The 24,926-nt window shown below is 70.3% G+C and carries 23 protein-coding genes; 11 read left to right on the forward strand and 12 right to left on the reverse strand.

Going from position 1 to position 24,926, the window contains the following annotated elements; translation table 11 throughout:
• Positions 1 to 31 precede the first annotated feature (31 nt).
• The 3 genes from ACQ3HE_RS06960 (at position 32) to ACQ3HE_RS06970 (ending at position 2,999) form a co-directional block, all read left to right on the forward strand.
• Positions 32 to 781, forward strand: coding sequence for an NRDE family protein (locus ACQ3HE_RS06960; RefSeq protein WP_164486923.1), 750 nt, complete (start codon positions 32 to 34; stop codon positions 779 to 781).
• Between the two features lie 99 nt (positions 782 to 880).
• Positions 881 to 1,786 (forward strand): LysR family transcriptional regulator, encoded by a 906-nt coding sequence (locus ACQ3HE_RS06965; RefSeq protein ID WP_430891878.1) that lies wholly within the window; start codon positions 881 to 883, stop codon positions 1,784 to 1,786.
• A gap of 223 nt (positions 1,787 to 2,009) precedes the next feature.
• A complete protein-coding gene (locus ACQ3HE_RS06970) occupies positions 2,010 to 2,999 on the forward strand; it encodes an MBL fold metallo-hydrolase (protein WP_430891879.1) in 990 nt (329 codons plus the stop codon).
• A gap of 9 nt (positions 3,000 to 3,008) precedes the next feature.
• On the opposite strand, the gene ACQ3HE_RS06975 is transcribed toward ACQ3HE_RS06970, so the two are convergent.
• The 4 genes from ACQ3HE_RS06975 to ACQ3HE_RS06990 form a co-directional block, all read right to left on the reverse strand.
• Entirely contained in the window at positions 3,009 to 3,497 is a 489-nt protein-coding gene (locus ACQ3HE_RS06975) for a hypothetical protein (protein WP_430891880.1), read from the reverse strand.
• A 124-nt stretch (positions 3,498 to 3,621) separates the two neighbouring features.
• On the reverse strand, positions 3,622 to 4,137 hold the full coding sequence (locus tag ACQ3HE_RS06980) for a DUF427 domain-containing protein (protein WP_079001550.1): 516 nt from the start codon (positions 4,135 to 4,137) through the stop codon (positions 3,622 to 3,624).
• 40 nt (positions 4,138 to 4,177) lie between these two features.
• Positions 4,178 to 4,606, reverse strand: coding sequence for a hypothetical protein (locus ACQ3HE_RS06985; protein ID WP_430891882.1), 429 nt, complete (start codon positions 4,604 to 4,606; stop codon positions 4,178 to 4,180).
• Positions 4,603 to 5,214 carry a helix-turn-helix domain-containing protein gene (locus ACQ3HE_RS06990; RefSeq protein ID WP_079705135.1) on the reverse strand — a complete coding sequence of 204 codons (612 nt, stop codon included), beginning with the start codon at positions 5,212 to 5,214 and terminating at the stop codon, positions 4,603 to 4,605. Before ACQ3HE_RS06990 ends, ACQ3HE_RS06985 begins: the two co-directional genes overlap by 4 nt.
• Positions 5,215 to 5,323: 109 nt before the next feature.
• On the opposite strand from ACQ3HE_RS06990, the gene ACQ3HE_RS06995 reads away from it, so the two are divergent.
• On the forward strand, positions 5,324 to 6,295 hold the full coding sequence (locus ACQ3HE_RS06995; RefSeq protein ID WP_430891883.1) for an NAD(P)/FAD-dependent oxidoreductase: 972 nt from the start codon (positions 5,324 to 5,326) through the stop codon (positions 6,293 to 6,295).
• Positions 6,296 to 6,386: 91 nt separating this feature from the next.
• Positions 6,387 to 6,761, forward strand: a complete 375-nt coding sequence (locus tag ACQ3HE_RS07000; protein ID WP_430891885.1) for an iron chaperone — start codon at positions 6,387 to 6,389, stop codon at positions 6,759 to 6,761.
• Between the two features lie 84 nt (positions 6,762 to 6,845).
• Here the strand turns inward: ACQ3HE_RS07000 and ACQ3HE_RS07005 are convergent, their stop codons facing one another.
• The 4 genes from ACQ3HE_RS07005 to ACQ3HE_RS07020 form a co-directional block, all read right to left on the reverse strand.
• Positions 6,846 to 8,048 carry an SLC13 family permease gene (locus tag ACQ3HE_RS07005; RefSeq protein WP_430891887.1) on the reverse strand — a complete coding sequence of 401 codons (1,203 nt, stop codon included), beginning with the start codon at positions 8,046 to 8,048 and terminating at the stop codon, positions 6,846 to 6,848.
• Positions 8,049 to 8,150: 102 nt separating this feature from the next.
• A complete protein-coding gene (locus tag ACQ3HE_RS07010) occupies positions 8,151 to 8,528 on the reverse strand; it encodes a DUF1801 domain-containing protein (protein WP_159877803.1) in 378 nt (125 codons plus the stop codon).
• A 4-nt stretch (positions 8,529 to 8,532) separates the two neighbouring features.
• A complete protein-coding gene (locus ACQ3HE_RS07015; protein ID WP_430891890.1) occupies positions 8,533 to 9,822 on the reverse strand; it encodes a C40 family peptidase in 1,290 nt (429 codons plus the stop codon).
• Between the two features lie 520 nt (positions 9,823 to 10,342).
• Positions 10,343 to 10,828 (reverse strand): MarR family winged helix-turn-helix transcriptional regulator, encoded by a 486-nt coding sequence (locus ACQ3HE_RS07020; protein WP_197977384.1) that lies wholly within the window; start codon positions 10,826 to 10,828, stop codon positions 10,343 to 10,345.
• A gap of 486 nt (positions 10,829 to 11,314) precedes the next feature.
• Between ACQ3HE_RS07020 and ACQ3HE_RS07025 the strand changes: the two genes are divergently transcribed.
• From ACQ3HE_RS07025 to ACQ3HE_RS07040, 4 genes are all read left to right on the forward strand, one after another.
• Positions 11,315 to 12,859, forward strand: a complete 1,545-nt coding sequence (locus tag ACQ3HE_RS07025; protein WP_430891892.1) for a sugar transferase — start codon at positions 11,315 to 11,317, stop codon at positions 12,857 to 12,859.
• Positions 12,860 to 13,333: 474 nt separating this feature from the next.
• Positions 13,334 to 14,602 (forward strand): glycosyltransferase, encoded by a 1,269-nt coding sequence (locus ACQ3HE_RS07030; RefSeq protein WP_124768718.1) that lies wholly within the window; start codon positions 13,334 to 13,336, stop codon positions 14,600 to 14,602.
• Positions 14,599 to 15,372 carry a CDP-alcohol phosphatidyltransferase family protein gene (locus ACQ3HE_RS07035; RefSeq protein WP_430891893.1) on the forward strand — a complete coding sequence of 258 codons (774 nt, stop codon included), beginning with the start codon at positions 14,599 to 14,601 and terminating at the stop codon, positions 15,370 to 15,372. The genes ACQ3HE_RS07030 and ACQ3HE_RS07035 overlap by 4 nt, the downstream gene beginning before the upstream one ends.
• A 396-nt stretch (positions 15,373 to 15,768) precedes the next feature.
• On the forward strand, positions 15,769 to 17,409 hold the full coding sequence (locus ACQ3HE_RS07040; RefSeq protein WP_430891894.1) for a right-handed parallel beta-helix repeat-containing protein: 1,641 nt from the start codon (positions 15,769 to 15,771) through the stop codon (positions 17,407 to 17,409).
• Positions 17,410 to 17,442: 33 nt separating this feature from the next.
• Here ACQ3HE_RS07040 and ACQ3HE_RS07045 read toward each other — a convergent pair whose 3' ends face one another.
• Genes ACQ3HE_RS07045 through ACQ3HE_RS07055 form a run of 3 tightly spaced genes read right to left on the reverse strand, consistent with a single transcriptional unit; the run spans position 17,443 to position 21,034 of the window.
• Complete coding sequence (locus tag ACQ3HE_RS07045) at positions 17,443 to 18,387, reverse strand: glycosyltransferase family 2 protein (protein WP_430891895.1); 945 nt, start codon at positions 18,385 to 18,387, stop codon at positions 17,443 to 17,445.
• On the reverse strand, positions 18,384 to 19,892 hold the full coding sequence (locus ACQ3HE_RS07050; protein ID WP_430891896.1) for a lipopolysaccharide biosynthesis protein: 1,509 nt from the start codon (positions 19,890 to 19,892) through the stop codon (positions 18,384 to 18,386). Before ACQ3HE_RS07050 ends, ACQ3HE_RS07045 begins: the two co-directional genes overlap by 4 nt.
• Entirely contained in the window at positions 19,889 to 21,034 is a 1,146-nt protein-coding gene (locus ACQ3HE_RS07055; RefSeq protein ID WP_430891897.1) for a glycosyltransferase, read from the reverse strand. Before ACQ3HE_RS07055 ends, ACQ3HE_RS07050 begins: the two co-directional genes overlap by 4 nt.
• Positions 21,035 to 21,255: 221 nt before the next feature.
• Here ACQ3HE_RS07055 and ACQ3HE_RS07060 point away from each other — a divergent pair, with 221 nt between their 5' ends.
• Together ACQ3HE_RS07060 and ACQ3HE_RS07065 are read left to right on the forward strand one after the other, a co-directional pair.
• Complete coding sequence (locus ACQ3HE_RS07060) at positions 21,256 to 22,689, forward strand: tyrosine-protein kinase domain-containing protein (RefSeq protein ID WP_430891898.1); 1,434 nt, start codon at positions 21,256 to 21,258, stop codon at positions 22,687 to 22,689.
• 14 nt (positions 22,690 to 22,703) lie between these two features.
• Positions 22,704 to 24,062: an O-antigen ligase family protein gene (locus tag ACQ3HE_RS07065; RefSeq protein ID WP_430891899.1), complete on the forward strand. Its 1,359-nt coding sequence runs from the start codon at positions 22,704 to 22,706 to the stop codon at positions 24,060 to 24,062.
• On the opposite strand, the gene ACQ3HE_RS07070 is transcribed toward ACQ3HE_RS07065, so the two are convergent.
• A complete protein-coding gene (locus ACQ3HE_RS07070) occupies positions 23,996 to 24,919 on the reverse strand; it encodes a glycosyltransferase (RefSeq protein ID WP_124768710.1) in 924 nt (307 codons plus the stop codon). The genes ACQ3HE_RS07065 and ACQ3HE_RS07070 overlap by 67 nt on opposite strands.
• Positions 24,920 to 24,926: the final 7 nt, after the last annotated feature.

The raw sequence follows: 24,926 nt of genomic DNA on the forward strand, positions 1-24,926 counted from the left end.
TCCTAGTCCGGCCGGCCGAGGAGGAACCAGCGTGTGCACCGTCATCATCGACTTCGAGCCGGGGCGCGCGTGGCCGATCGCCGTGCTCGGGCTGCGAGACGAACAGCCGGGGCGTGCCTGGGACCCACCCGGCGCATGGTGGCCCGGACTCGGTGACAGCGTCCGCGGCATCCACGACCGCGAAGCGGGCGGCGCGTGGCTGGCGACGAACGACGGCGCCCCGGGCGGCCCCCGGGCGGCGGTGGTCCTCAACCGACGCGAGGACCTCGACATGCCCGCCGCCGGGTGGACCTCGCGGGGCGTGCTGCCGCTGGAAGCCGTCACGACCGGCGTCGACCCGGACGACGCCCGCAGCGCCAGGTCCTGGAACCTCGTGGAGCTGCGTCCTGACCGCGTCACCGTCACGAGCTGGGACGGCACCTCACCCCGGTCCATCGACGTCGAACCCGGTCTCCACCTCGTGACGCACGAGGGCCCCGACCACCTCGACGTCCCACGGGTCCACCGGTGGCGGCCGGCCTTCCTCGACGTCCCGTCGCCCATCGGGCCGTTGGACGGTGCGACGGCCGCGTCCTGGGAGCCGTGGTTGCGCACGTTGCGCTCCACGACGACCGTCCGCGCCGATGCCGACGAGGCGATCGTCCGCATCGACGACCACGACGGCCTGCGTCTCGCCTCGCTCTCGGTGACGGCGCTCTCGCTCGGCCCCGACGGTGCGGTGCTCCGGAACGCCCGACTCGCCGAGCCCGGCCATCTGCCGGAAGAGCTCGTCTGGGAGTGACCAGGACGGCGACGGTCGGCACCCGCCGGGAGCCACGGGACCCGGATCGGACTGCCACCCGTGTGGAGGGCGCCCTGGCGCGCTCGATACTGTTGCAGCATGGCCCTGAACCCCGTGCGACTGCGACTGCTCGAGGCGTTCGACCGCCTCGGTACGATCCGCGCCGTCGGCCGTGAGCTCGACCTCAGCCCCTCGACCGTCTCGCAGCAGCTCTCCGTGCTCGAGGCCGAGACCGGCGCCGCGCTCCTGGAACGACGCGGCCGGACGCTCACCCTGACCCCCACGGGGGCGCTGCTCGTCGAGCGCGCTCGGGCCCTGCTCGCGCAGATGGACGCCATCGAGGTCGAACTGGCCGAGGTCGAGTCCGAGCCGTCCGGTCGGTTCCGCATCGCCGGGTTCGCGAGCGTCATCGCCCCGATCCTCATCCCCGCCGCGCGCTCCCTCGCGCGGCAGTACCCGCGCCTCGAGGTCGAACTCATCGAGGTCGAGCCGCACGAGAGCACCACCGCCGTCCAGCGGGGCAGCTGCGACGTCGTGATCACCGTCGATCAGGAGGACGGGTTCCTCCTCGACCCCTCAGTGCACAGTGTGCCGCTCACCACCGACCCGCTCCTGCTCATCGCGCCGCTCGACCACCGACTGGCCGCGCAGGATCAGGTCACCTTCAGCGAGCTGCAGAGGGAGTCGTGGGCCCTCGACGCACCGGGCACCTACCTCGGCGAACTCGTCCCGCTGATCTGTCGTCGCGCGGGGTTCGAGCCGAAGGTGGCGGGACGGTTCACGAGCTACGAGGTCGTCATCGACCACGTGGCGGCCGGGCTGTCGATCGCCGTGCTCCCGGACATCGCGATCGGCTCGCGGACGGACGTCGTGCGGAAGCCCATCGCCGGGATGAGCGAGCGGAAGATCGTCGCGACGGCGCGGAAGGGCTCACTGCAGCGTTCGGCCGTCGCGGCAGCGCTCGCAGCCGTCCAACGGGCCACGGACGAGGCCGTCGCCCGCTGAGCCGCCGCGGAACTGGCCGAGCCTCCTGCGGGGAGGATCAGCCGTGGTAGCCCGACTTGGCCATGGCGACGAGCGCCCCGACCAGGCCGATGCCGCCGAAGACGGTGATGAAGGCGATCACGCCGATGAGGATGTCGTTGACGGTCATGCACCCATCGTACTGAACCCGACGGGCCCCACGACTAGGGTTGGTCCGTCCCCCGACACCACCCGGAGCAGCACCATGATCACCTCATCGAGCGAGTCCCAGGCTGCCGCCTTCCGCGACGGCCGGATCCCTGCGACGGAGCACCTCGACGCCGACACGGTCGTCATCGCCGTCCCGACCGGCGACCCTGGCAATCCCTTCACCCTCTGCTCGGTGCTCTTCGGCACCGACGGTCGCGCGATCGTCGTCGACCCCGGAACCGACACCCCCGAGGGCCGCGAGCACCTGTTGCGGGAGCTCCGCGGCATCGGGGTGACGACGCTCACGGGCGTCGTCGTGACCCACCTGCACCCCGACCACCTCGGCCTCGCCGGCGCCCTCCGCGACGAGCTCGCCGCACCGGTCCTCATGCACCGTCTCGAGGATGAGGCGGCCGGCTCGACGCCCCCGGGCCCGGCCGACCTCGCCGCAGCATTGGACGAGTGGGGCGTCCCGGCCGATGACACGACCGTGCGCCCCTGGGCCACTGGTGCCACGGCACCCGCCGGGCACCTCGGCGACACCCGTGCGGACCGGACGCTCGAGGACGGCGACCTGCTGACACTCCCCGGTCGCTCGATCAGGGTCCTGCACACCCCCGGCCATACGACGGGCCACCTCACCCTGCGCGACGAGGACCGCGGCTACCTGCTCACGGGCGACCACGTGCTGCCGACGATCTTCTCCGGCCTCGGCCTCGGGGCGCACACCTCGGAGAACCCGGTGACGGCCTACCTGTCGTCGCTCGACCGCGTCCGCGGCTACGACGGCGACCAGGTGGTCCCCGGACACGGCTTCCGGTTCACGGGACTCGCGGACCGCTGCGATGAGCTGTCCGCGCACCATCTGCGGCGAGCCGACGAGGTGCGCTCCGTCCTCGCGGACGACCCCGACGCGAGCGTGTGGACCATCGCCTCCCGCATCGGCTGGTCGGCCGGATGGGACGCGCTGACCGGTCTCCTCCGCGTCTCGGCCCTCACGCAGACCGACTGGCACCGGGCGCGCCTTCAACAGCTCGCCGGCTGACCGTCCGCGCTACCGGCTGAGGCCGGCCCACCCGGATCGACGACGCGCCAGCGCCCGTTCGAAGGCGTAGAGCCCACCGCCGGCCGCCACCCCGGCGGCGAGCACCGCGAACACGACGACCCCGATCGTCGAGGCGAGTCCGATGGGTGCGGCGATGAGGCCGCCGACGATCAGGACGAGGAAGGCCGCACCACTACCGGCGATCCAGGCCCGGTGGACCGGGCCCCGCTCGCCCCAGTGGTCGAGGATGCCGAGCGCCAGCAGCGCACCGACCGCCCCGACGGCGGCGAGCATCCCTCCGACGAGTCCACCGACGAGGACGGCGATCCCGCCGAGATCGGCCGGATGCACCGAGACGGTCCCGACCGTCCCGAAGAGCTCTGCACCGGCCGCGAGGGCCGCTCCGGCGACCGCTCCGACGCTGACGGCGAGGCCGAACAGCGGGACGACACGGAGGAGGGACCAACCCGGGTCCGCTGCTTCATCGAACACGTCCATGGCTTCGACCGCCTCCTGCGCGCCTCGTCGTCGACGGCGCTTGGCGCTCAGCGTGGCATGTCGGTGCGTGGTGCCCCAGGGCGTTGCGCGCGGAGGAGGAGCGGGTGTAAGGCTGCGGCGTCTGCTACCAGCCGCGCGTGCCCGGGGCGCCCTTGAACGGCCCGACGATGCCCGGCGTGATCCATCCGCCGTAGAAGTCGCCCTCCTGCGCCTGCACCGGCACTCCGTCGACCTCGCAGGCGTCCATGCGTCCCGGATAGACCGCGATCATGCCGAACAGCGGCGCGTATCCCGGGCGTGGATCGGGGTAGGTCCACGCCGCGGCATCGGCGACCTCGTCGCCCACCCGCACGTCGAGGTAGTGGGCCTCGCCCTTGAACTCGCACATGGTCGTCCCGTCGACCGGCACCAGGACCCCGGGCGAGAAGTCCGCCGCCGGCACGTAGTACACCGGCGGGTGGCTCGTCTCCAGGACCCGGACCGCGGCCGTCGACTCCGCGATGACCGTGCCGCCGAACCGGATCACGACGCGCTCGTCGCGCGGCTCGACCCGCGGCGGACGAGGGTACTCCCAGACGGACTCCTCACCGGGTCCGGGCTGGACGGGCAGGGGGCGGCGGAATCGCGAGGAGTCGGGCATCTCCCCATGCTGCCCGGTCCACCTGAGCGACGACCGCGAATCAGGCGCGCCCGCCCACGGTCCGGAGCGCGAGCCAGAGCAACCAGGCACCCGCCGCCGCATACCCGATCAGTAGCAGCACGACGGCCGTCGACCCGAGGTCGTAGACGACGGGGATCACCGGCGAGCCACCGACGCCGGCGTCCGTCGACTTCCAGTTCGCGCTCAGGAGGGCCAGGACGAGCAGTACCGCGGCGCTCGCGAGGATCGGTCCGCCGGTGGCCCAGACCTTCTGCTTGGTCGTCCAGGCGCGCGACCGCCACAGCATGACCATGCCGGCCACCCAGCCGACGAACGGCACGACGAGCCCTCCGAGCATGACGAACAGGGCCGCCGTGACCGCGAACCCGCGGCGTTCGAGGAGCTGCTCCGCGAACGGCCGGTCGTCCTCGGGTGGGCGGGCACCCTCCTCGTCATCGTGTCCGATCACGCGCTCCTCCTCGTCGACGTCGCGCGGACGTGCATCCGTTCACCCTGCTTGCCGAACAGGCTGAGGAACTCCACCGCTGCGGCCTCGGCCCGGCCGAACCAGTGCGGGACGCGGGTGTCGAACTCGGCGACCTCTCCCGCGGTGAGCACGATGTCCTGGTCGCCGAGGAGGAGCCGCAACCGACCGTTGAGGACGTAGAGCCACTCGTAGCCCTCGTGGACCTTCTGCGTCTCGGGCGTCTGCGGGCCGTCGCCGCCGTGGATGATGCTCTTGAACGCGTGGAGGCCGCCCGATCGGCGCGTCAGCGGCACGATCGTCTGGCCGTACCGCTGGACGGGCTTCAGGTGGACGCGGGGATCACCCGTCTGCGGAGCACCGACGAGGTCGTCCAGGGGTACCTGGTGCGCCTTGGCGAGTGGCAGGAGCAGCTCGAGGTTCGGTCGGCGCTGGCCGGACTCGAGCCGGGAGAGCGTGGAGACCGAGATGCCCGTCTCAGCCGACAGGGCGGCGAGGGTGGTGCCGCGATGCTGCCGGATGGCTCGCAGCCTCGGCCCGACGGCATCCAGGACGCCGTCGATGGACCGTTGCTCGTCGTGTGCATGCGCCATGGGTCGATTCTCGCTCCCACGTTGCCGCTTCGGCAAGTCTTCTTGCCACTTCGGCACCGGTCGGCGCACCCTGGACACCTCCCAGCACGTCGACCGAACGGAACGATCCATGAGCACCCCCGTCACCCCAGCACCCACCACCGACCTCGTCGACGCCGTCATCGTCGGCGGGGGTGCCGCCGGGCTCAGCGCAGCCATCATGCTCGGACGATCACGACGGTCCGTGATCGTCGTCGACGGCGGCGAGCCCCGGAACGCGCCCGCCGACGGCGTCCACGGTTTCCTGTCCCGCGAGGGCACCCCGCCTCGCGAGCTCCTGCGCCTTGGCCGCGCGGAGGTGGCGTCGTACGGCGTCCGCGTCGTCGACGGTCAGGTCGTCGATGCGAGGCGCGACGATGACGGATTCACCCTGACGACGGCGGACGGCGCGATCGTCCGAGGTCGCCGCCTCCTCATCGCCACCGGCACCGCCGACGAGCTCCCGTCCATCCCCGGCCTCTGGGAGCGGTTCGGCCGCGACGCCCTCCACTGCCCCTACTGCCACGGCTGGGAGGTCCAGGACCGCGTGATCGGTGTCCTCGGCACGAACGCGGAGGCCGCAGCCCATCAGGCGCAGCTGTTCCGGCAGCTGAGCGACCGGGTCGTCGTGCTCCGCAACACCGCGGGCGCCTTCACGGCGGAGCAGGAGGCGGCGTTCGCGGCGCGGGGCATCGAGGTGGTCGACGGCGTCGTGGAGCGGCTCGAGATCGCCGACGACCGGCTCGTCGGCGTGCGACTGGACGACGGCCGCACCGTCCCCGTCGAGGCGCTGGCCGTGGCCCCGGTCAACCGGGTGCGCGCCGACGCGTTCACCGGTCTCGGGCTCCACACCCGACCGCACCCGCGCGGAGCCGAGTTCGGTGACGCATTCGGCGTCGACGAGCTGGGCGCCACCTCGGTGCCGGGTGTCTGGGCGGCCGGAGACGTCACCAACCTGCGTACCCAGGTCCTGCAGGCGGCGGCCGCCGGATCGATGGCCGGCGCGATCATGAACGCCGACCTCGTCCAGGAGGACGTGCGCCGAGCCCTCGCGAAGCGGTAGAACCACCACTGTCGCGCGAGACGCGGACATGGGACGATGACGGCACGGGGGCAGCGGCTCCCGTGCCGTGTCCGTTCCGACGAGGAGAGACATGCCGGGTGCACCCACCACGATCGACGACTACCTCGCCACGCAACCCACCGACGCCGCGGACACCATCGAGGAGATCCGACTCCGCGTCCACCGCATCGTGCCTGGAGTCACCGAGGCCATCCGCTACGGCATGCCGACCTTCATGCTCGACGACCGCTACCTGCTCTACCTCGGCGCCTGGAAACACCACATCGCCCTGTACTCGATCCCGCCGTTCGACGGCCCCCTCCAGAACGCCGTCGCCGACTACCGGGCCGCGAAGGACACGCTGCAGTTCCCGTTCAGCCGGCCGATCCCCTTCGACCTGATCGACCGCATCGTCACGGAGCTGTTGGAGCGGCGTCGGGCGGCGGACGCACGCCACGAGCACTGAGGGAGAGCGACGCGTCGCCGCCCTTCGACAGGCTCAGGGACCGAGGAAGGGTGCTCAGGGACCGAGGAAGGGTGCGCTGCGACGTCACGGGAGTATCGCGCCCGCACCCTGGGCCAGCCAGAGCCCGACGGTGGCGAGGGCCACCGTCAGCGGAGCGACCACGAACCCGAGCGCGATGAACCGGCCCCAACCGAACTCGACGTCCGCCGCGGTGAGCCGCGCGTGCCAGAGCAGCGTCGCGAGCGCCGCCCACGGGGTGATGAGCGCGCCCGCGTTCACGCCGATGAGCAGTGCCGCGAAGCGCACGGGGTCGCCGGCCACCGGCTCGAGGGCCAGGTACGCCGGGAGGTTGTCGACGAGGTTGGCGCTCGCCATGCCGACCCCCGCCAGCTGCAGGAGCGCCAGGAGCGAGTCGCCGGTCCCCGCGATGGACGCGAGCGCCCGCGCGAGCCCGAGGGCGTGAGCCGCCTCCACCACGAGGAACAGTCCTGAGGCGAGCAGGACGAGCTGCCACGGAACGAGGGCCGGACGGAGCGCCCCGGGACGCCGGATGAGGAAGACGACCACCAGGATCACCGCCGCACCGACCGCAGACATCCACACCGGGATGCCGGACACCAGCAGCGGCAGGAGCACGAGCACCACGAGCCCGGACGTCCACAGCAGCACCCGGTCGTCGTCCTGCGCCTCCACGTCCACCGTGTAGGCATCGGCGAGCTGGCGGCGGTACACGATCGCGAGGACCACGCACGGGACCACGACCGCGATGATCGCGGGGACGACCATGAGCGCTGCGAATCCGCCAGGGCCGAGCGGACCGCCACCCGACGCCGTGGCGGCCTCGTCGATCGCGTGCTCCGCGAGGAGGTTGGTGAGGTTCGACACCGGCAACAGCAGCGACGCCGTGCACGCCAGCCAGACGGTGGTCAGGGCGAACGGCACCGGCGACAGCCCGGCATGCCGCGCGAGGGTGATGACGACCGGCGTCAGGAGGACGGCCGTGGTGTCGAGCGAGAGGAAGACGGTGCTGAGCGTTGCCAGCGCGACGACGAGCAGCCAGAGCAACCAGGTACTCCCCCGACCCCAGCGCACGAGCCGCGAGGCGACGAGGGTGAACAGGCCGGCGTCCGCAGCGAGTTCGGCGACGACGGTGATCGCGACGACGAACAGGAGGATCGGCCAGACACGGTCGGCGATGCCGAGGGCCTCCGGGGCGGGGAGGACACCGGTGAGGATCGCGATCGTCCCGATGACGAGCAGCACGACGCCGAGCACGGCACTGCGCACGAGGCCTCCTTCACCACCGGTCCGTCGGTGCGCTGGCGCCCGCTCGGCAGTCGATCATACGACGGCTCGTCGACCGCGTGCTCCCGCGCTCGTCGACGGGTGTCAGGCCCGCACCCAGCGCCCGATGAGTTCGAGCAGGGCGGGCTCGGCATCCGCCGCCGCTTCGATGCTGGAGAAGGTGACGACACCGCGGTCGGGTGCCGCCCACACCACGAGTCCGGAGGGGTCGTCGAACCGGAAGGCGTCGGTGTCGTCCCGCTGATGCGCGCCCCGGTGCAGGATGATCCGGATGCGGTTCGCCGGGTGCAGGGCGAAGGTGACGCGGTCCTCGCCGTCGTAGACGAAGCTCGGCGCCTTCCACTTGAGGTGCTCCGAGATGCCCTCGTCCGAGGCCATGATCGCCTCGCGCAGCCGCACGACCGCCGGCTTCAGCTGGTGTGCGAGGGAGACGAGGTAGGCGTCGACCTCGGCGGAGCTCATGGGATCAACCCGTCGGGCGACCGACGTAGGGTGCGACGTCGCCGGATCCCCAGATGCCGCCGACCCGGGTGCCGGCCCGCTCGTTGGCCGCTTCGACGATCTGGCCGTTCCCGAGGTAGATGGCCACGTGGTAGTAGTCGTAGCCGCTCGACCAGAAGATGAGGTCGCCGCGCTGCTTCTGGCTGTAGGGCACGAGGCGTCCCTGCGACTGCATCGTGTAGTACTGGTTCGTCGCGGAGTGCGTCCCGATGCCGCTGCCGTAGGCCGCGCGGGTGAGCCCCGAGCAGTCCCAGACGTTCGGGCCGGAACCGCCGAGCTGATAGCCCTTGCCGACCTGGGCGAGCGCGAAGGCGATCGCCGACTCGACGCCGGCGGAGTCCGGAGGTGCGACCGAGCCGCCGCCACCACCGCCGGACGCGCCGCCGCCACCGCTCGATCCACCGCCGCCGGACGAACCGCCGGACGACGCAGGAGGGGTGTTGGCCGCGGCTGCCGCCGCCGCTGCAGCCGCTTCCGCCGCCTGACGAGCGGACTCGCCGGCCGCGTACCCGCGCTCGGTCTCGGCGGTGGTGTTCTTCAGGGAGGCGAGCTGCGCGTAGAGCTGGTCGGCCTGCTGCTCCTGTGCAGCCACCGCTGCGGAAGCCGCCGCCGAGGCACTCTCCGCCTCGTCGTACTTCGCCTGTGCTTCGCCCTCGAGGCGTTCGCGTTCCGTCTTCGCGACCTCCGCCTGGTCGGTCAGGCCGCTCGCCGCGTTGCGGTCGGTCACCGCCTCGGCGTAGCTCGCGGCGTTCCGTTCGCCCAGCTTGTCCATGACGGACAGCCGGGAGAGCAGGTCGTCGGACTTCCCAGCGCCGAGGACGAGGTCGAGCGAGACGTCGCCACCGCCGCCACGCGACAGCTGTGCGATGAGCGCACCGGCGCGCTGCTTCGAGACTTTGGCGGCGGCCGCAGCGGCCTCGGCCTGCTCGCGCAGCGCCGACTCGCGGGCGGTCGCCTCGGTCACGGCGTCCTGCGCCTGACGATAGGCCTCGGCGGCGATCTGCGCCGTGCGGAACGCGGCGTCTGACTGCTCCTGCAGCGAGGTGATGAGTGCGGTGATGTTCGTGATCTCGGCGGCCTTCGCGGACTCGCTCGACTTGGCCGCTTCGACATCGGCCCAGCTCGGGTAGTCGTCCGCGTGGGCCGGTAGGGCACCGACCGTGAGTGACGCCGTGACGACGCCGACGGAGAGGGCCATCGCCAGCCAGGGACGGCGGCGGCCGTACTGCGCACCGGGCGTTCGTGCGGGGGTCATCATTCTCCAGTCCGACGACACGATCACGGCGACCTCGGCGGGTCGCGGCCGTCATCCTGTCACAACAGTCACAATAGAAACTTTGATCACACTAGCCACTCTCGTCCCGGAGCACCAGCTCGAATCCCCCCGGACGGGGCACGGGCGCGCGCAGATCAGCCCCTGAGCAGACACCCGAAGGGCCACCCAGGCCGGAAGCCCTCGCATCATGGAGGTTCCCCGTGGGCGCTTCGACAAGCTCAGCGACCGGGAGAGGTGCACCCGGACCTGGAACGGTCCCTGAGCCCGTCGAAGGACAGCCCCGGGTGGGCACGCTCGCATCATGCGAGGTTCCTCGGGGGCACTTCGACAGGCTCAGTGACCGGGAGAGGTGTACCCGGACCTGGAACGGTCCCTGAGCCTGTCGAAGGGAAGCCCCGGCCGGACGCCTGCGCATCGCGACGGTTCCTCGGGGCACTTCGACAGGCTCAGTGACCGGGGGCAGGCTCAGTGACCAGGGAAGGGCGGCCCGGCAGGCAGGTCAGGCGGGTTCGACGTCCTCGGGCGACCAGCGGGCGGACTCGCCCGAACGGATGATCGCGAGCAGCTGGGATCGCAACGCCGACTCGTCGGGCAGTTCGGGGAAGACGTCGGCCTCGAGCCGGTGTGCCGCCAGCCAGGCCTCATCGCCCGCGGGCGTCCGGCTCACGACGTGACGACGACGGTCGTCGGCCGCGGCGATCCGCTCGATGTGGCCGGCCCGCTCGAGGCGGTCGAGCGTGCGTGACATCGTCTGGTTCTGCACGCGGGCCCGTCGGGCGAGCTCCTTCTGACTGGCGGGGCCGCTGTCGAGCAGGTGCAGCACGATGAGCCCGGCGTGGGTCACCCCGATGCCGTCGAGGGCCTGCTGCCAGGTGTGCTCGATCAGTCGGGACGCCGTGGACAGGAGGCGTCCGGTGGGCCAATCGGCCATGGGATCGCGGGCGGCGTCGGCGATCACGCCATCGGTCGCGCGCGCTCCATCCATGGCACCAATGTAGTCGCTGAGCGTACGGCCGAGCCGCCACCCACCACCGGCGTGACGTCGGCGGACCGTGCTGTCCCCCACCGGGTGGCGACGAGAGCGACCGACGAGGTCCGTGGCCAGATCGATGAATGACGACGGAATCACGCGTCCAGCATCGCCCTCACCCCCAGAATTGGGGGCCGTTACCCCCCTGGAGTGGGGGATCCGCCGATGACCCCCGCTTCCTACAGTTGAGGGATATCCAAGGGGGACGCTCATCTCGACCGGTATCACCGGTCGGTCGTGGGCACACGAGCGACGTCGCGTTCTCCGCGGGCGGCCCGAACCGCCCGTGCGCACCGCGCACCAGCACCACACCCGAACCCACAAGTGGATAGCAGCCCTCATGACGACGTACCCGAACCGCCGTCGGACCTTCCGACGCCCATGCCCGCACACCCGGACCGCGGCCACCCTCCCGCACCGCTCGGAACGGTGGACCACCGCGTGAGCACCGACATCAACGAGCACGCGTTCCCGATCACCGGTCCGATCGCGAGCCCCATCGGGCTGCACCGGCGTCGTGCCGCCGCGCTCGGCACGGCCTCCTCCCCCGCCGCGGTCGCCTCGCTGACGCAGCGCGAGTGGTCCAAGCGATACCGTCGTCGGGTCGTCCTCACGGACAGCGCGATCGCGCTCTTCGCCGTCTCCGTCGCGTTCGTCGTGCGGTTCGGTGACGCCCCGGTCGGCCCGGAGGGCCAACAGCTCTACGTCCTGCTCTCCGCCGTCATCGTCGTCGTGTGGCTGGCCTTCCTCGGGTTCACGAGGACACGCGACAGCCGCATCATCGGTTCCGGTGTCACCGAGTACAAGCGCGTGGTCAACGCCAGCGCCTTCGCCTTCGGCATCCTCGCGATCGCCTTCCTCATCCTGAAGATCGACATCGCGCGCGGGTACTTCATCCTCGCGCTCCCCGCGGGGACGCTGGCTCTCCTCGCCTCACGGTGGATGTGGCGCAAATGGTTGCTCAGCCGCCGTCGCGTCGGTGAGTACACGGCACGGACCGTGGTCGTCGGTCGGCGCGACGACGTCGACTACGTCCTCGAACAGGTCGCGAAGCAGCACAGCATGAGCTACACCGTCGTCGGTGCGGCGATCGTCGACGAGGAGACCGCCGAGCCGTTCTCGAGCCGCGGACGATCCGTACCGGTCATCGCCCACGTCGACGGCGTCGCCCAGGCCGCAGCGAACCTCACCGCCGACGCGGTCATCATCGCCGGACCCGTCGACGGCGGCAGCGACTACGTCCGCCGGCTCGGGTGGGACCTCGAGGGCACCGCGACCGAGCTGGTGCTCGCCGCGCGGCTCACCGACGTCGCCGGACCCCGCATCCACTTCCGTCCCGTCGAGGAGTTGCCGCTCATCCACGTGGAGATCCCGCAGTTCGAGGGCGGTCACCACATCATGAAGCGCGCACTCGACGTCGGCCTCACGAGCGTCGGCATGCTGCTCATCTCGCCGCTGCTGGCCCTCATCGCCCTCGCGGTCAAGCTGGACAGCCCCGGCCCGGTCCTGTTCCGGCAGGAGCGCGTGGGACGGAACGGCGAACGGTTCACGATGTTCAAGTTCCGATCGATGGTCACCGACGCCGAGGCGGCACTCCCCGCCCTCATGGCACAGAGCGAGGGCAACGGCGTGCTCTTCAAGATGAAGAACGACCCGCGGGTCACCCGCGTCGGCCGCATCCTCCGCAAGTACTCCCTCGACGAGTTCCCGCAGCTGTGGAACATCCTGACCGGCGACATGAGTCTCGTCGGCCCGCGGCCACCGCTCGCGAGCGAGGTCGCCGAATACGAGAAGGACGTCCACCGCCGCCTGCACATCAAGCCGGGCCTCACGGGCATGTGGCAGGTCTCCGGGCGTTCCGACCTGACGTGGGAGGAGAGCGTCCGCCTGGACCTCTACTACGTCGAGAACTGGTCCATCACGGGCGACCTGATGATCATGTGGCAGACCGTCAAAGTCGTGCTGAAACCGGTCGGCGCCTACTGATGCACGACCACTGTCGGTGTTGCCCCCAAAGCGAGGGGTGTCCTGCGAAAAGAGGACAAATCCCCTTCCAGAGGGGACAACACTTCGATACAGTCGTCTTCACCACCGCGAACTGGTGGGTCTCCCGGCACCCGAACCCGCCGAGCCCCACCCGGTCAATGAAGCCATTCGCGCGCATGCACCCGAAGCTGCGACGAGTCACGCGACGCTTACCCGAGCCGACCGCGCCTCCGTCCCGTCCCCACCCGACGACGGACGCTTCGCTCGCACGCTCGTGAGCGGCACCATCATCGACGTAAACCCGGTTCCCGACCGAGCACCCGATACCCGAACGCCGGCGCCTGAGGCGCCGGGCAGCAGTACCGCCGCACCGACCCGAAACCCGTGCGCCGGTCGAACGACCATGAGAGACCCGAACTCAGCCATGTACAGCATCGTGCAGTCCTTCCTGCGAACAACGACCGCGTCCACCCGATGAGCGACCCGAGACGCAAGACCGTCGCCCACGGCCGACGTCCCGACGGCACGCTTCGCATCGCGATGGTCGGGACCCGTGGGGTCCCGGCCGCCTACGGCGGATTCGAGACCGCCGTCGAGGAGATCGGCAGCAGGCTCGCCGCGCGCGGCCACGAGGTCACCGTCTACTGCCGCCGCACCGCGGCCGAGCAACCGGCCGAACACCTCGGGATGCGACTCGTGCACCTGCCAGCGGTCCGCAAGAAGGTCTTGGAGACCCTCAGCCACACCGCCCTGTCCGTCCTCCACATGGCGGTCACCCGACGCAACGACGTCGCCTTCGTCTTCAACGCGGCGAATGCGCCCTTCGTCCCCGTCATCCGTGCCAAGGGCGTCCCGACCGCCGTACACGTCGACGGCCTCGAGTGGAAGCGCGCCAAGTGGAGCGGCTCCGGCAAGCGCTACTACCGGTGGGCGGAGGAGCGATCCGTGCGCACCGCTGACGCGCTCATCGCGGACGCGGCGGGGATCGCCGACTACTACGAGCAGCAGTTCGGCGTGCCAACCGAACTCCTCACCTATGGCGCCAAGATCCTCGAGCAGCCTCGAACGGATCTGCTCGGCTCCGGTGCCGGCGTCGAGGCCGGTGCGTTCCACCTCGTGGTCGCCCGCTTCGAACCGGAGAACCACGTCGACCTGATCGTCGAAGGCTTCATCCGCAGTGCCGCACGGCACCCGCTGGTGGTCGTCGGCTCGGCACCGTACGGCGCCGAGCACAGCGAGCGCATCGCCGCCCTTGCCGCGAGCGACCCCCGGGTGCACCTGCTGGGCGGCGTCTGGGACCAGGAGCTACTCGACCAGCTGTACGCCGGCGCACTCACCTACGTCCACGGCCATTCGGTCGGTGGAACCAACCCCTCGCTCCTCCGCGCCATGGGTGCCGGTACGGCCGTGATCGGCTTCGACTCCGTGTTCAACCACGAGGTCGTCGGCAGCGCCGGCTCGTTCTTCGCGACGGCCGACGAGGTCGCCCGCCTCGTCGAGCAGGCGGAGGGGGACGAGGCGGGCACCGCCGCCCTCGGCGCAGCCCTGCAGGTGCGCGCCGCAGATGTCTACCGCTGGGACACGATCGCCGACGGCTACGAGGCGCTCGCCCTCCGTCTGGCGGACGGCGCGACGATCCACGGCACCGGACGCTTCACCCGCCTGCCCATCGACTGGAACCCGAAACCGGTCAGCGGCATCAACCCGACACGCATCACCGAGAGCACCGGAGGATTGGCATGACCCGAATCACTGCCGACACCCGTTCGACCACCGAGTCCTACACCGAGATCGTCGCCCGCCTGGCCGGTGCGCAGAAGAAGCGCGCCGCCGGAGCCCCGGCCTACTCGATCTACGTGAACCGCAAAGCCGGCCGATACCTGGCCGCCGGCGCCTACAAGGTCGGACTCACCCCGAACATCGTCACGGCCATCAGCGCGGTGTTCACCTTCTCAGGCATCGCGATGCTGGCCATCCTCCCGCCGGCGTGGTGGGTCGGCGTCGCCGTCTGGCTCGCGCTGGCGATCGGCTACGCCTTCGACTCGGCTGACGGACAGGTGGCGCGTCTGCGCGGCGGCGGATCCGCCAGCGGCGAATGGCTCGACCACGTCGTCGATGCGACGAAGATCTCGACCCTGCACCTCGCCGTGCTCATCATGGTGTTCCGTCACTTCGAGTTCACGGATCCTGCGCTCTACCTCATCCCGATGGGGTACACGGTCGTCGCAGCGGTGTCGTTCTTCGCGATGATCCTGAACGACCAGCTCAAGGCCGCCTACGGTTTCAAGCCCGCTGCGGACGCGCGCAGGAGCTCACCACTCCGCTCGCTCCTCGTGATCCCCACGGACTACGGGTTCCTGTGCCTGGTGTTCCTGCTCATCGGCGCGCCCGTCCTCTTCTTCGCCGCGTACACGCTGATGTTCGTCGCGAACGCCGGCCACCTGCTGCTCGCCTCGGTCAAGTGGTTCCGGGACATGGACCGACTCGGTGCGGCACCGGTGTCCGCCGAGTAGCGGCGCTCCCTCCCCCTCGACGTCGGTCGTCGCCTCCGGGCGACGACCGACGTCGTATTCGTGGGCTCGTTCACGGCCGGTTCCGAGGGGGGCATCACCGACGTTCTCCACGCCGGTTCCCCGACGCCGGTGACGGGCGCACAGCTCCGCCCTGCGTGCGTGGAATCGTCGTCGGCGTTCCTCTCTTATAGGCCACCCTCCTGCAGCCGAGCGCGAGCGGACGGGCGCCCTGCACCTACCATCCACGGTTCGGGGGTCATCAGCTCCGACTCCACCAGATCCGGCTTGCGAAGCGGGTTTCGGTTCGGGCAAGGTATTGCACACTCGCGATGCACGGACCCCCCGATCGGGGGAGGATCCCGCCGAACCGAAGCAGCTGTCCGACGGAGGATTCACATGGGTGGATGGAGTGGTGCCAGGCGCACCGGTGCTGACGGCGGAACCGGGGCGTCGCTCGCGACACCGTCATCCTCGCGGATCAGGGCGGCTGTCCTGACCGGAGGGCTCCTCGCCCTCGTCGGGACGATGATCGTGGCCGGGCCGGCCGACGCCGCGACGAACGGGTCACTCGCCCTGCGGACCGGCTACTCGACCGCGGTCACCGTGTCGGAGGCTGTGCTCGGCAATGTGACGGCGTCCGCGTCCTTCACCGTGCCGGAGCAGCGCTCCACCTACCTCGCGGTGCAGATGCGTTCGACCGATCCGGGATCGGGATATCGCGCCAAGGTCCGCATCCAGGATGCCGGAGAGGTCTCGGTCGGTATCGTCCGGGTCGTCGGCGGCGTCGAGACCACGCTGGCGAGTGGTTCGACGAGCCTCGCGGTGTCGACCGGTCAGCAGCTCCGGATCGAGGGCGTCGTCGCCGGCACCAACCCGGTGCGGATCGCCGTTCGAGCGTGGGCCGACGGTGCCGCGAAGCCCGGGTGGCAGCAGTCGATCGCCGATGCGAGCTCCCGGCGGATCTCGACCCCCGGCATCGTCCGCCTCTGGGGATACCTGTCCGCGTCGGCGGCGCTCAGCGCGACCGTCCCGTTCTCGAACGCCTCGACCTCGACGGTCGTGCGGCCGCCCGCCCCGACCCTCACGACCCCGCCGGACGACGACCCCGCGCCCGGCCAGCCGTCACCGGCTCCGAGCGCATCGCCCACTCCAGCCCCATCCGCGTCACCCTCTCCCGCTCCGTCGGCCGTCCCCTCCCCGGATCCGTCCCCGTCACCCGCTCCGCCGACCGGAGGTCAGCCGAGTTCCCCGCCGAAAGACCCGGTGAAGCCCTCGGCGAGCACGACGGGTGTCCCGGCCGGGACGAAGCTCACCCGATACGACGGCGACCTCACGATCACGACACCGGGCACCGTCATCTCGGGCCTCGACATCCACGGCTTCGTCACGGTGAAGGCACCGGACGTCACGATCAAGAACTCGATCGTCCGCGGCGGCAAGGCACGGGGGTACGCCCTCGGACTCATCACGAACTACGGGTACGACAACCTCCTCATCGAACGGGTCGACGTGATCGCCGAATTCCCGTCGGTCTACTTCGACGGCATCAAGGGCTGGGACTTCACCGCCCGCGGCGTGCACGTCGTCGGCAACGTCGACTCGATCAAGATCCACGGTGACAACGTCCTGGTCGAGAAGTCCCTCCTCGAGGACACCGTGTTCTACGCGAACGACCCCGCCCAGGGCGGCGGGTCGACCCACAACGACAACATCCAGATCCTGCGCGGCAAGAACCTCCGGATCATCGGGAACACCATCCGCGGTGCGACGAACTTCGCCATCCTCGGCGGTGCGGAGCAGGACGATGTGACGCTCACCGTCGACGGGAACTGGATCGACGGAGGCCATTGCTCCTTGAAGCTCCAGACCCGCAAAGGGTGGAGCCAGACGGCCACGGTCACGAACAACAAGTTCGGACCCAACCGGGTGGTCTCCTCGTGCCCCTTCACCGCGTACCCGGCGGTCAGCCTGACGCAGAGCGGCAATGTGATGGAGCTCACGGGGACGGTGGTCAGCGCACTGCTGCTGGTGTCCTGACCGGGAGACATCCGGGTCGGCGACCGGTCCGGGTCAGTGGGACGCCCGCGCGTACTCGCTGTACACGCCGCCGAACGCGCCTGCGATCATCCCCGCTCCGCGTCGGGCGGTGCGGCGTCCTCGCGCATCGTGCCGCATCGAACCGCGCACCCGTCCGAGCAGACTCTGCGCGGAACCGCCCACCAGCCGCACCGCACCCTTGGACAGGAGTCCGGCGCGGATCCGCAGGCGGCCGAGGCGAGACGGTTCGAGCGCCAGGGACGTCCTGCTCCAGGAGTTGCCGCTCCGATAGGCGCGCTGCAGGACCCATGCCCTCGTGATCCGGCTCACCGGCACCTCGTCGGTCACCTCGGCCTCGTCGCACCAGAGCATCCGTCCTCCCTGCGCCACGATCGCCCGGGAGAAGAGCGTGTCCGAGCCACCCGACAGACCGAAGCGGTGGTCGAACACGATCCCGTGCCCACGGAGCCATCGGAGGTCCAGGAGGAGGTTGTTCGTCGCAGCCACCGTGATCTCGGTCCCGGTGGCGAGGCGCCGCCGGTCGAAGAACCGACCGGCCTCGACCCACGGCTCCGGCTCACGCTCGAAGACGGACACGACCGACCCCACCACGGCCACGACGGACGGATCGGCCTGACGGTAGACCTCGATGAGCTGCGCCAGCCACCGTGCCGACGGCACCTCGTCGTCGTCGATGAACACGAGCAGGTCTTGGTCGCCCGACGCGGCGAGGGCACGGTTGCGTCCGGCGACGATCCCCGGGACCGGCTCGTGCACGTAGACGCCCTCATCGCCGAGTGCCGCGACGACCGCTTCGCGCGCCCCGGCCTCCGGGTCGTTGTCGACGACGAGTATCCGCACGCTCGCATCGACCATGCGGCCCTGCTCGACCAGCTTGGGGATCAGGTCGACGATCTGGGAGACACGCTTGTAGGTGAGCACCGCGATCGTCAGGGTGGTGAATGGTGGGGTGCTCATACGGCATCCTCTCCTGGAGTGGTCGGCTTGGGCGCGCGACGGGACCCGATGGTCTCTCGGGCCCGCTGGACGAACCGTCGCGCGGTGCGGCGGTGGAAGAGCAGGAAGACCCCGACGCAGCTGAGGACGAAGGCGAGACCGCCGACGACGAGGTGGAGCAGGTCGGGGAGCCCGAGCAACCCGATGCCGAGGTAGACCGCCGCGCCCCAGATGCTCGCGTGGACGGCCGGCAGCATGACGCCGAGCTGGGCGCGGATGCGGACACCCGTCAGCCGGCGCTGGATCGCGAGGAGCACGGGCGCGAGGACGAATCCGGCGATCGTGTACCCGGCTGCGACGCCGACGACGCCGAACTGCAGACCGATGACGATCCCGCCGACCTGGAGCGCCGTGGCGAACAGCTCGTATCTGAGGTTCATCGAGGCGAACCCGAGGGCCTTCATGAGTGACGGGGTGATGTAGAACACCGTTTCGCGGGCGCCGCCCAGCGCCAGGATCGAGATGAGCACCGCGGCGGCGGCCCATTCAGGGCCGAGGACGGCCATCACGAGTTGGGGAGCCGCCGCGGAGATGAGCACCATGATCGGGATGACGGTGGTCGCCAGCATCTCCGTCGCGTCGGTGAGCTGCCTGGCGATCCGGACCCGGTCGCCGGCGTTCCTGGAGAACACGGGGAAGAGCACCCGGTTGACGGTCTGCCCGATGAGCTGCACCGGGATGGACAGGACGCGGTAGGCCATCCCGTAGAACGCGAGTGAGGTGACGCCGAGGAAGCGTCCCACCAGGATGTTGTCGATGTTCCGCGAGAAGTACGCGATGCAGTTCGTCGCGAACACCTTGATGCTGTAACTCAACAGCATGCCCATGCTGCGGAACGCGAGGTTCGGAACCGGCCCGCGGAAGGCGATCAGGAGCACGACCGCGACGAGCGCATCGGTCACGAGGGTCTGGTAGACGGTGGCGAAGAAGTCGGCGCCGAGCAGTGCCGATGCGATACCGGCGATCGCGCCGATCACCGCGCCGACGACGTCGGCCACAGCGATGTGCTTGAACTGCAGCGTGCGGGACAGCATCGCACGAGGCACGACGGCGAGCGCCTTGAGCGGCAGGAGGACGCCCAGGATCCGCAGCACCTCCGCCAGCGCGTCGACGCGGAAGAAGTCCGCGATGACGGGGGCGAGGAACCACGTGAGGACGGCGAGGAGGACGGCGAGGAGGATGTTGAGGGTGGCGACCGCACCGGGTGCTCGTCGTTCCAGGGAGGGCCGCTGGATGAGCGCCGAGGAGAGGCCCTGGTCGAGCATCAACGTGGTCAGGGTGACGTAGATCGTAGCGGCGCTCACGACCCCGTAGCTCGACGGGCCGAGGATGCGAGCGATCACCAGTGCGCTGGCGACCTGCGCGAGCTGCCGCAGGATGACGGCGGTGCCCGACCATTTCACGCCCTGCGCCGTCGTCTGGGGCGGTTTCCTGAGCCCGTCGTCAGCCGGGTCGGTCGCCGTCACGACGCAGCCTCGACCCCACGGCCCCGACGCCCCTGGAGCGCCCGGGACACGGCGGCGCGCAGGTGTTCGCGGTAGGAGGCGGTGCTGTGGCGCTCGGTGGCGACCAGGGCGTCACGTTCTGCGGCCTCCCGCACGTCCGACCAACCCGTCGCGATGGACTCGATGGCGCTCGCGATGGCGGACGCGTCACCGGGGGCGACGAAACGCGCGGATTCGTAGCCGGCGGCCGCCTCCCGCAGACCGGAGGTGTCGCTGACGACGACCGGGCGCGCAGCGAGCATCGCTTCGACTGCGGTGTTGCCGAAGGGCTCGTCGACGCGAGAGGAGACGACCATGACGTCGGCGGCACTGATCATCGGGTAGGCGTCGTCGACGAACCCCTCGAAGGCGACACGCTCCTCGAGCCCGAGTGCACCGACCCGCTCGCGGAGCGCCTCCTCGAACCACTCGTACCCGGGGTAGACCGCGCCGACGAGGCTGAGCGACGCCGGCAGGGTCTCCGGGAGCCGTGCGATGGCCTCGACGACCACGTCCGGCCCTTTGCGCGCCGACAGGCGACCCACGTACACGACGCGGATGCCACCCTCGAGGGTGGGACGGGGGGCGTGGACGGTCCTGGGAGCGGTGACCCCGTTCAACACGATCTCGGAGCGTGCGGCCAGTGCTGGAAACATCCGCTCCACGGTCCGCTGCGAGAAGCCACTGTTGTAGACGATGCGGTGGGCGAGATGGAGGGGGGCGGACAATGCGAACCGCGCCAGACGTCCCGCGCTGTCCTCCGCCTCGTGCACGTGCACCACGAGCGGGATGCGGGAGAGCCTCGCGATCACGTTGGCGATGGGAATGGTGACGGTGCTCACATAGACGACGGACGGTCGCACCCGACGGACGAGGCGCCGTCCGCGGAACACCCACACGATCGAGCGGCCCGCGAGTCGGACGAGCCCGACCGGTGACAGCATCGACTTGCGGAGCACAGGGAGGTCCGTGACCTCGACCTCCGCACCGATCCGACGCAGTTCGTCCACCAGTGGGCCGTCGGACGCGAGGACGACCGTGACCGGCACGTCCCGCTCCGTATAGGCGGCGACGCTCTCCAGCAGCACCCGGTCGGAGCCGTAGAGCTCCGCGCTCGGGTGCATGACCATGACTCTCATCGAGCCGACCCCATCTCGTCGCAGCGTGTTGCGAGCGGGCACCCAGGCCCAGGTCACGCTTCGGGTGCGAACGGGGCGGCGGAGACAAACGGGTACACGCTGGATTCAGCGTACCGGACTGCGGACGTCCCGCACCGCTCACGGCGTTCGGTCCTCGGAGAACGCCGTAAGATGCGATGCAGGCCCGACCACCCAGGAGACCACCCGTGACTTTGCTCGGATACGTACGCGCCATCGTGACCGGGTGGTGGATCGTCGCCATCGCGCTCATCGCGGGCCTCGGCCTCGCAATGGTCTACAACTCGATCAGCACCCCGGTCTACGCGAGCAGCGTCAAGTTCTTCGTGTCCACCCAGACCGACGTGGGCGGTTCGGCGCTTGCCGCGGACGAGTTCGCGCAGCGTCGCATCAACTCCTACGTGCAGCTGCTCACGAGCGAGTCGATGGCTCGTCAGATCATCGAGTCGAGCGGGGTCGACCTCACGGTCGCCGAGGTCTCCTCACGGATCAACGCCTACTCCGACCCGGAGACCGTCCTGCTGGGCGTGGAGGTGCAGGACACCGACAAGGACCGGTCCTTCGCGCTCGCGCGCGCCGTCGCCGACCAGTTCGGTCAACTCGTCTCCACGCTCGACAACCGCGGTGATGCCGAGCTTGCGAACGTCAAGTTGAACGTGGTCTCCGGTCCGACGCTCAACGAGGACGCGATCTCACCGAAGAAGCCTCTGAACCTCGCGCTCGGGGCCATCGTCGGACTCGCTCTCGGAGCCACGATCGCCATCGTCCGCAAGACGAGCCGCCGGGCGATCGGGACCGCCACCGAGCTCGAGGACGCCCTCGAACTGCCCGTGCTCGCGAGCATCCCGCGGGTCCGCACCCGCGGACTCCTCGCCGGGCGGGCGGCGGACGGCCATCATCCCGCCGGCCAGCTCGACCGGCCGGTCGAGCGTCTCGTCGCGGGTCTCGGCCTGGACGTGGCGAAGCCACGGCAGCAGGTGATCCAAGTCTCCAGCGCCCATGCGGGCGACGGGCGGTCGCTCGTCGCAGGCTCCCTCGGGCTGTCCCTGACCCGGTTCCACTCGACCGTGGTGATCGTCGACGCCGATCTCGCCCATCCGGCGCTCAGCGCGGCCTTCGGCCTCTCCGAGTCACCGGGCCTCGGCGAGTACCTCGCCGGAGAGGCGGAGGTGTCCGACATCATCGCTGAGACCTCCACCCCGGGCCTGCTCGTCATCCCGGCGGGCCGTGCGCACCTCGACGCCGCTCAGGGGTTCGCCTCGACCCGGTTCGCGCAGCTGGTCGAGCACATCAGGGCGAACTGCGACCTGGCCGTCATCGACACCGCTCCGCTGTTGCCCCGCATCGACGCCTCGCTAATCGGTCGGCTCTCGGACGGCGCGGTCCTCGTGGTCGGTCGCGACCGGGCGACCAAGCCGCAGCTCCTGAGCGGCATGGAGGCGCTCGCGCCGGCCGGCACCCTGGTCCTCGGTTCCGTGCTCAACTCGTCTCCACGTCCGTCCAGGCGCCACGGGGGCGCCCATGCACGTCGGATGGACGAGCAGCTTCGCTCCCTCATCGGCCAGCGTGGCGGAGACGAGCGACCGAAGACGACGGCCCGGACCGCTCGCGCCGAACCGTAAGCCGCGATCCGCCCATGACCCAACTCATCCTCTGGATCCTGGTCTGCCTGGCGGTGGCGCTCGTCCTGCGCGACCGCCCGATGGCGAGCGTCGCCATGGCGGTCTCACTCTGGTTCCTCGTCCCGACCGTCGGCGGATACGTGCTGACCGGCCAGGCGAGCGGAGGGCTGGCGTTCCATCCGGCCACCTGGCTGGTCATCGCCACCGTCGCGATGCAGGTGATCCACAACGGACCGCGGCTCGCCCAGGTGGTCGCCGAGCACGTCGTGGTGTTCCTCGCGCTCGGGCTCGTCGTGTCGGTCGCGTTCGTCACGACCCGGTTCAGCAGCTACGGCGGCGGCATGAATCTGCTGGTCGACCAGATCCTCGTGCCCGTATTGCTCCTGCTCCTCATCCTCGAGGGTGCCGACCGCCGGTGGCTGTTGCGGCTCCGTGATCTGATCATCCTCCTCACCACCGTCGCCGTCGCCGTCGCGATCGCGCAGTGGATCGTGAAGGAACCGATCGTCTATGCGGCAGGCTTCGAGTCCCAGTACTGGTTCAACCCCGTCCACGACCGGTGGATGGGCACCCTGGACCAACCGCTCGCGCTGTCCCTCGCCGTCTGCGTCGTGACCCCGCTCCTCGCCGGTGTGCGCCACTGGTGGCTCCGGCTGCCGCTGCTGGCCGTGATGTTCGTCGGCGTCCTCGTGTCGCAGTCGCGCCTCGGGCTCATCGTCATGATCGTCGGCGCCCTGTACGTGGTCGGGATGTCGACGAAGAGTGCCGCCGCACGACTCGTCGGCATGGTGCTCGCCTCCGTCGCGATCGTCGCGACCGCCCTCTCACCCCTCGCGGCCGGCGTCCTCGATCGTGTCCAGGACGACACGGGGTCCACCCGTGCCCGGCTCCTCGCCCTCGATTTCTTCGCCCGGGAATGGCCGGACTTCCTGCTGACGGGGCAGGGGATCTCCTCCAGCTACCGGATCGGGTCGGCGGCCGGCCTCGGCACCAGCCTCGAGAGTGCCGTGCTCATGTACTCGATCGACATCGGGATCGTGTTCGCGCTGCTGTACTTCGGGACGATGGTCGCACTGCTCGTGACCGCTCGACGATGGGTCTCGATGCCCGGGGTCATGCTGGCCGGTGCGATCGCGGTCATCATCCCCCAGACGTACAGCTCACTCGCCACCCGTTCCGTCGCCGGCATCGTGCTCTGGGCGGTCATCGGCATCGCCGTCGCGGATGCGACGATCGGCCGCCGGACGGCTCTCGCGCTCAGGCCACCCAGGGTCGTCGTCGCCCGACACGCCTCCCGGCGGTCCGCTCAGGTGCCGGTCCGCCTCGCTCCGCGATCGATGCCGGTGAGGACGGCTCGGTCCTCCGGTCCGTAGACCCGGTCGATGGCGTCGTCGTTCCCGGTTCCCGCCACATTGTCCGCACGCAGGCTGATCACCTGGGTTCCTGGGACGGTGAGGAAGTGCACGGCCTTGTCGCGGACCTGGGCGACCGGCACGCCGGCGCGCAGGGCGATCGCGTGCAGCCAGATGTCGTCGGCCTTGGGCGTCACGGTCTCGAAGGCACGCCCGGCTCCGTGGAGCGCGTCGAGCATACGTGGCGGGTACAGGACACCCGAGACGCCGAGGGCGAAGTTCGCCGGGGACGGTGCGGTGTCGGATGCCGACGGCCACGATCCGTAGGGCGCGAAGCGTCCGTCGTCGTCCAGTCGCACCACCCGTGCCCAGTAGCAGTGGATCGTGTCGGGGCGCGTTCGGCCCGCCTCGAGCAGGTCTGCGAGCCATCGACGGGGGTAGATGATGTCGTCGTCGGCCGTCACGAGCGGTACCGACCGATCCGGCGTCGATTCGACGTACGGCCAGTATTTCGTGTGGGGGCCGAGGTTGTCGGCGAGACGCACCTCGAGCCCACGCCGCTGCAGACGTCGGAGCTGCGGCGTGGACCGTTCCAGAGCGTCAGCGTCGTCGAGCCAGAGGATGATCCGGCGAGGGCGGACCACGCCGCGTCCGATCGACTCGATGGTGGTGTGCACAGCGTCGATCCGCACGCCGTAGCTCGTCAGCGAGACGACGGCATCGCCGTCTCCGAGCAGCGAGGACCGACGCGTTGCTTCGAGCGCGCCGAGGGTGATCGTGTCGAGGCGCGCCACGAGGTGCTTGAGACGCTTGCGAGCGCGGCGCAGCGCGCCGCCACCCTTCGGTGACGACGCGTGGCCGGTGGAGACGGCGCTCATCGGGCCG

It is taken from the genome of Plantibacter auratus (assembly GCF_050587365.1).
Lineage (GTDB): Bacteria > Actinomycetota > Actinomycetes > Actinomycetales > Microbacteriaceae > Plantibacter > Plantibacter auratus.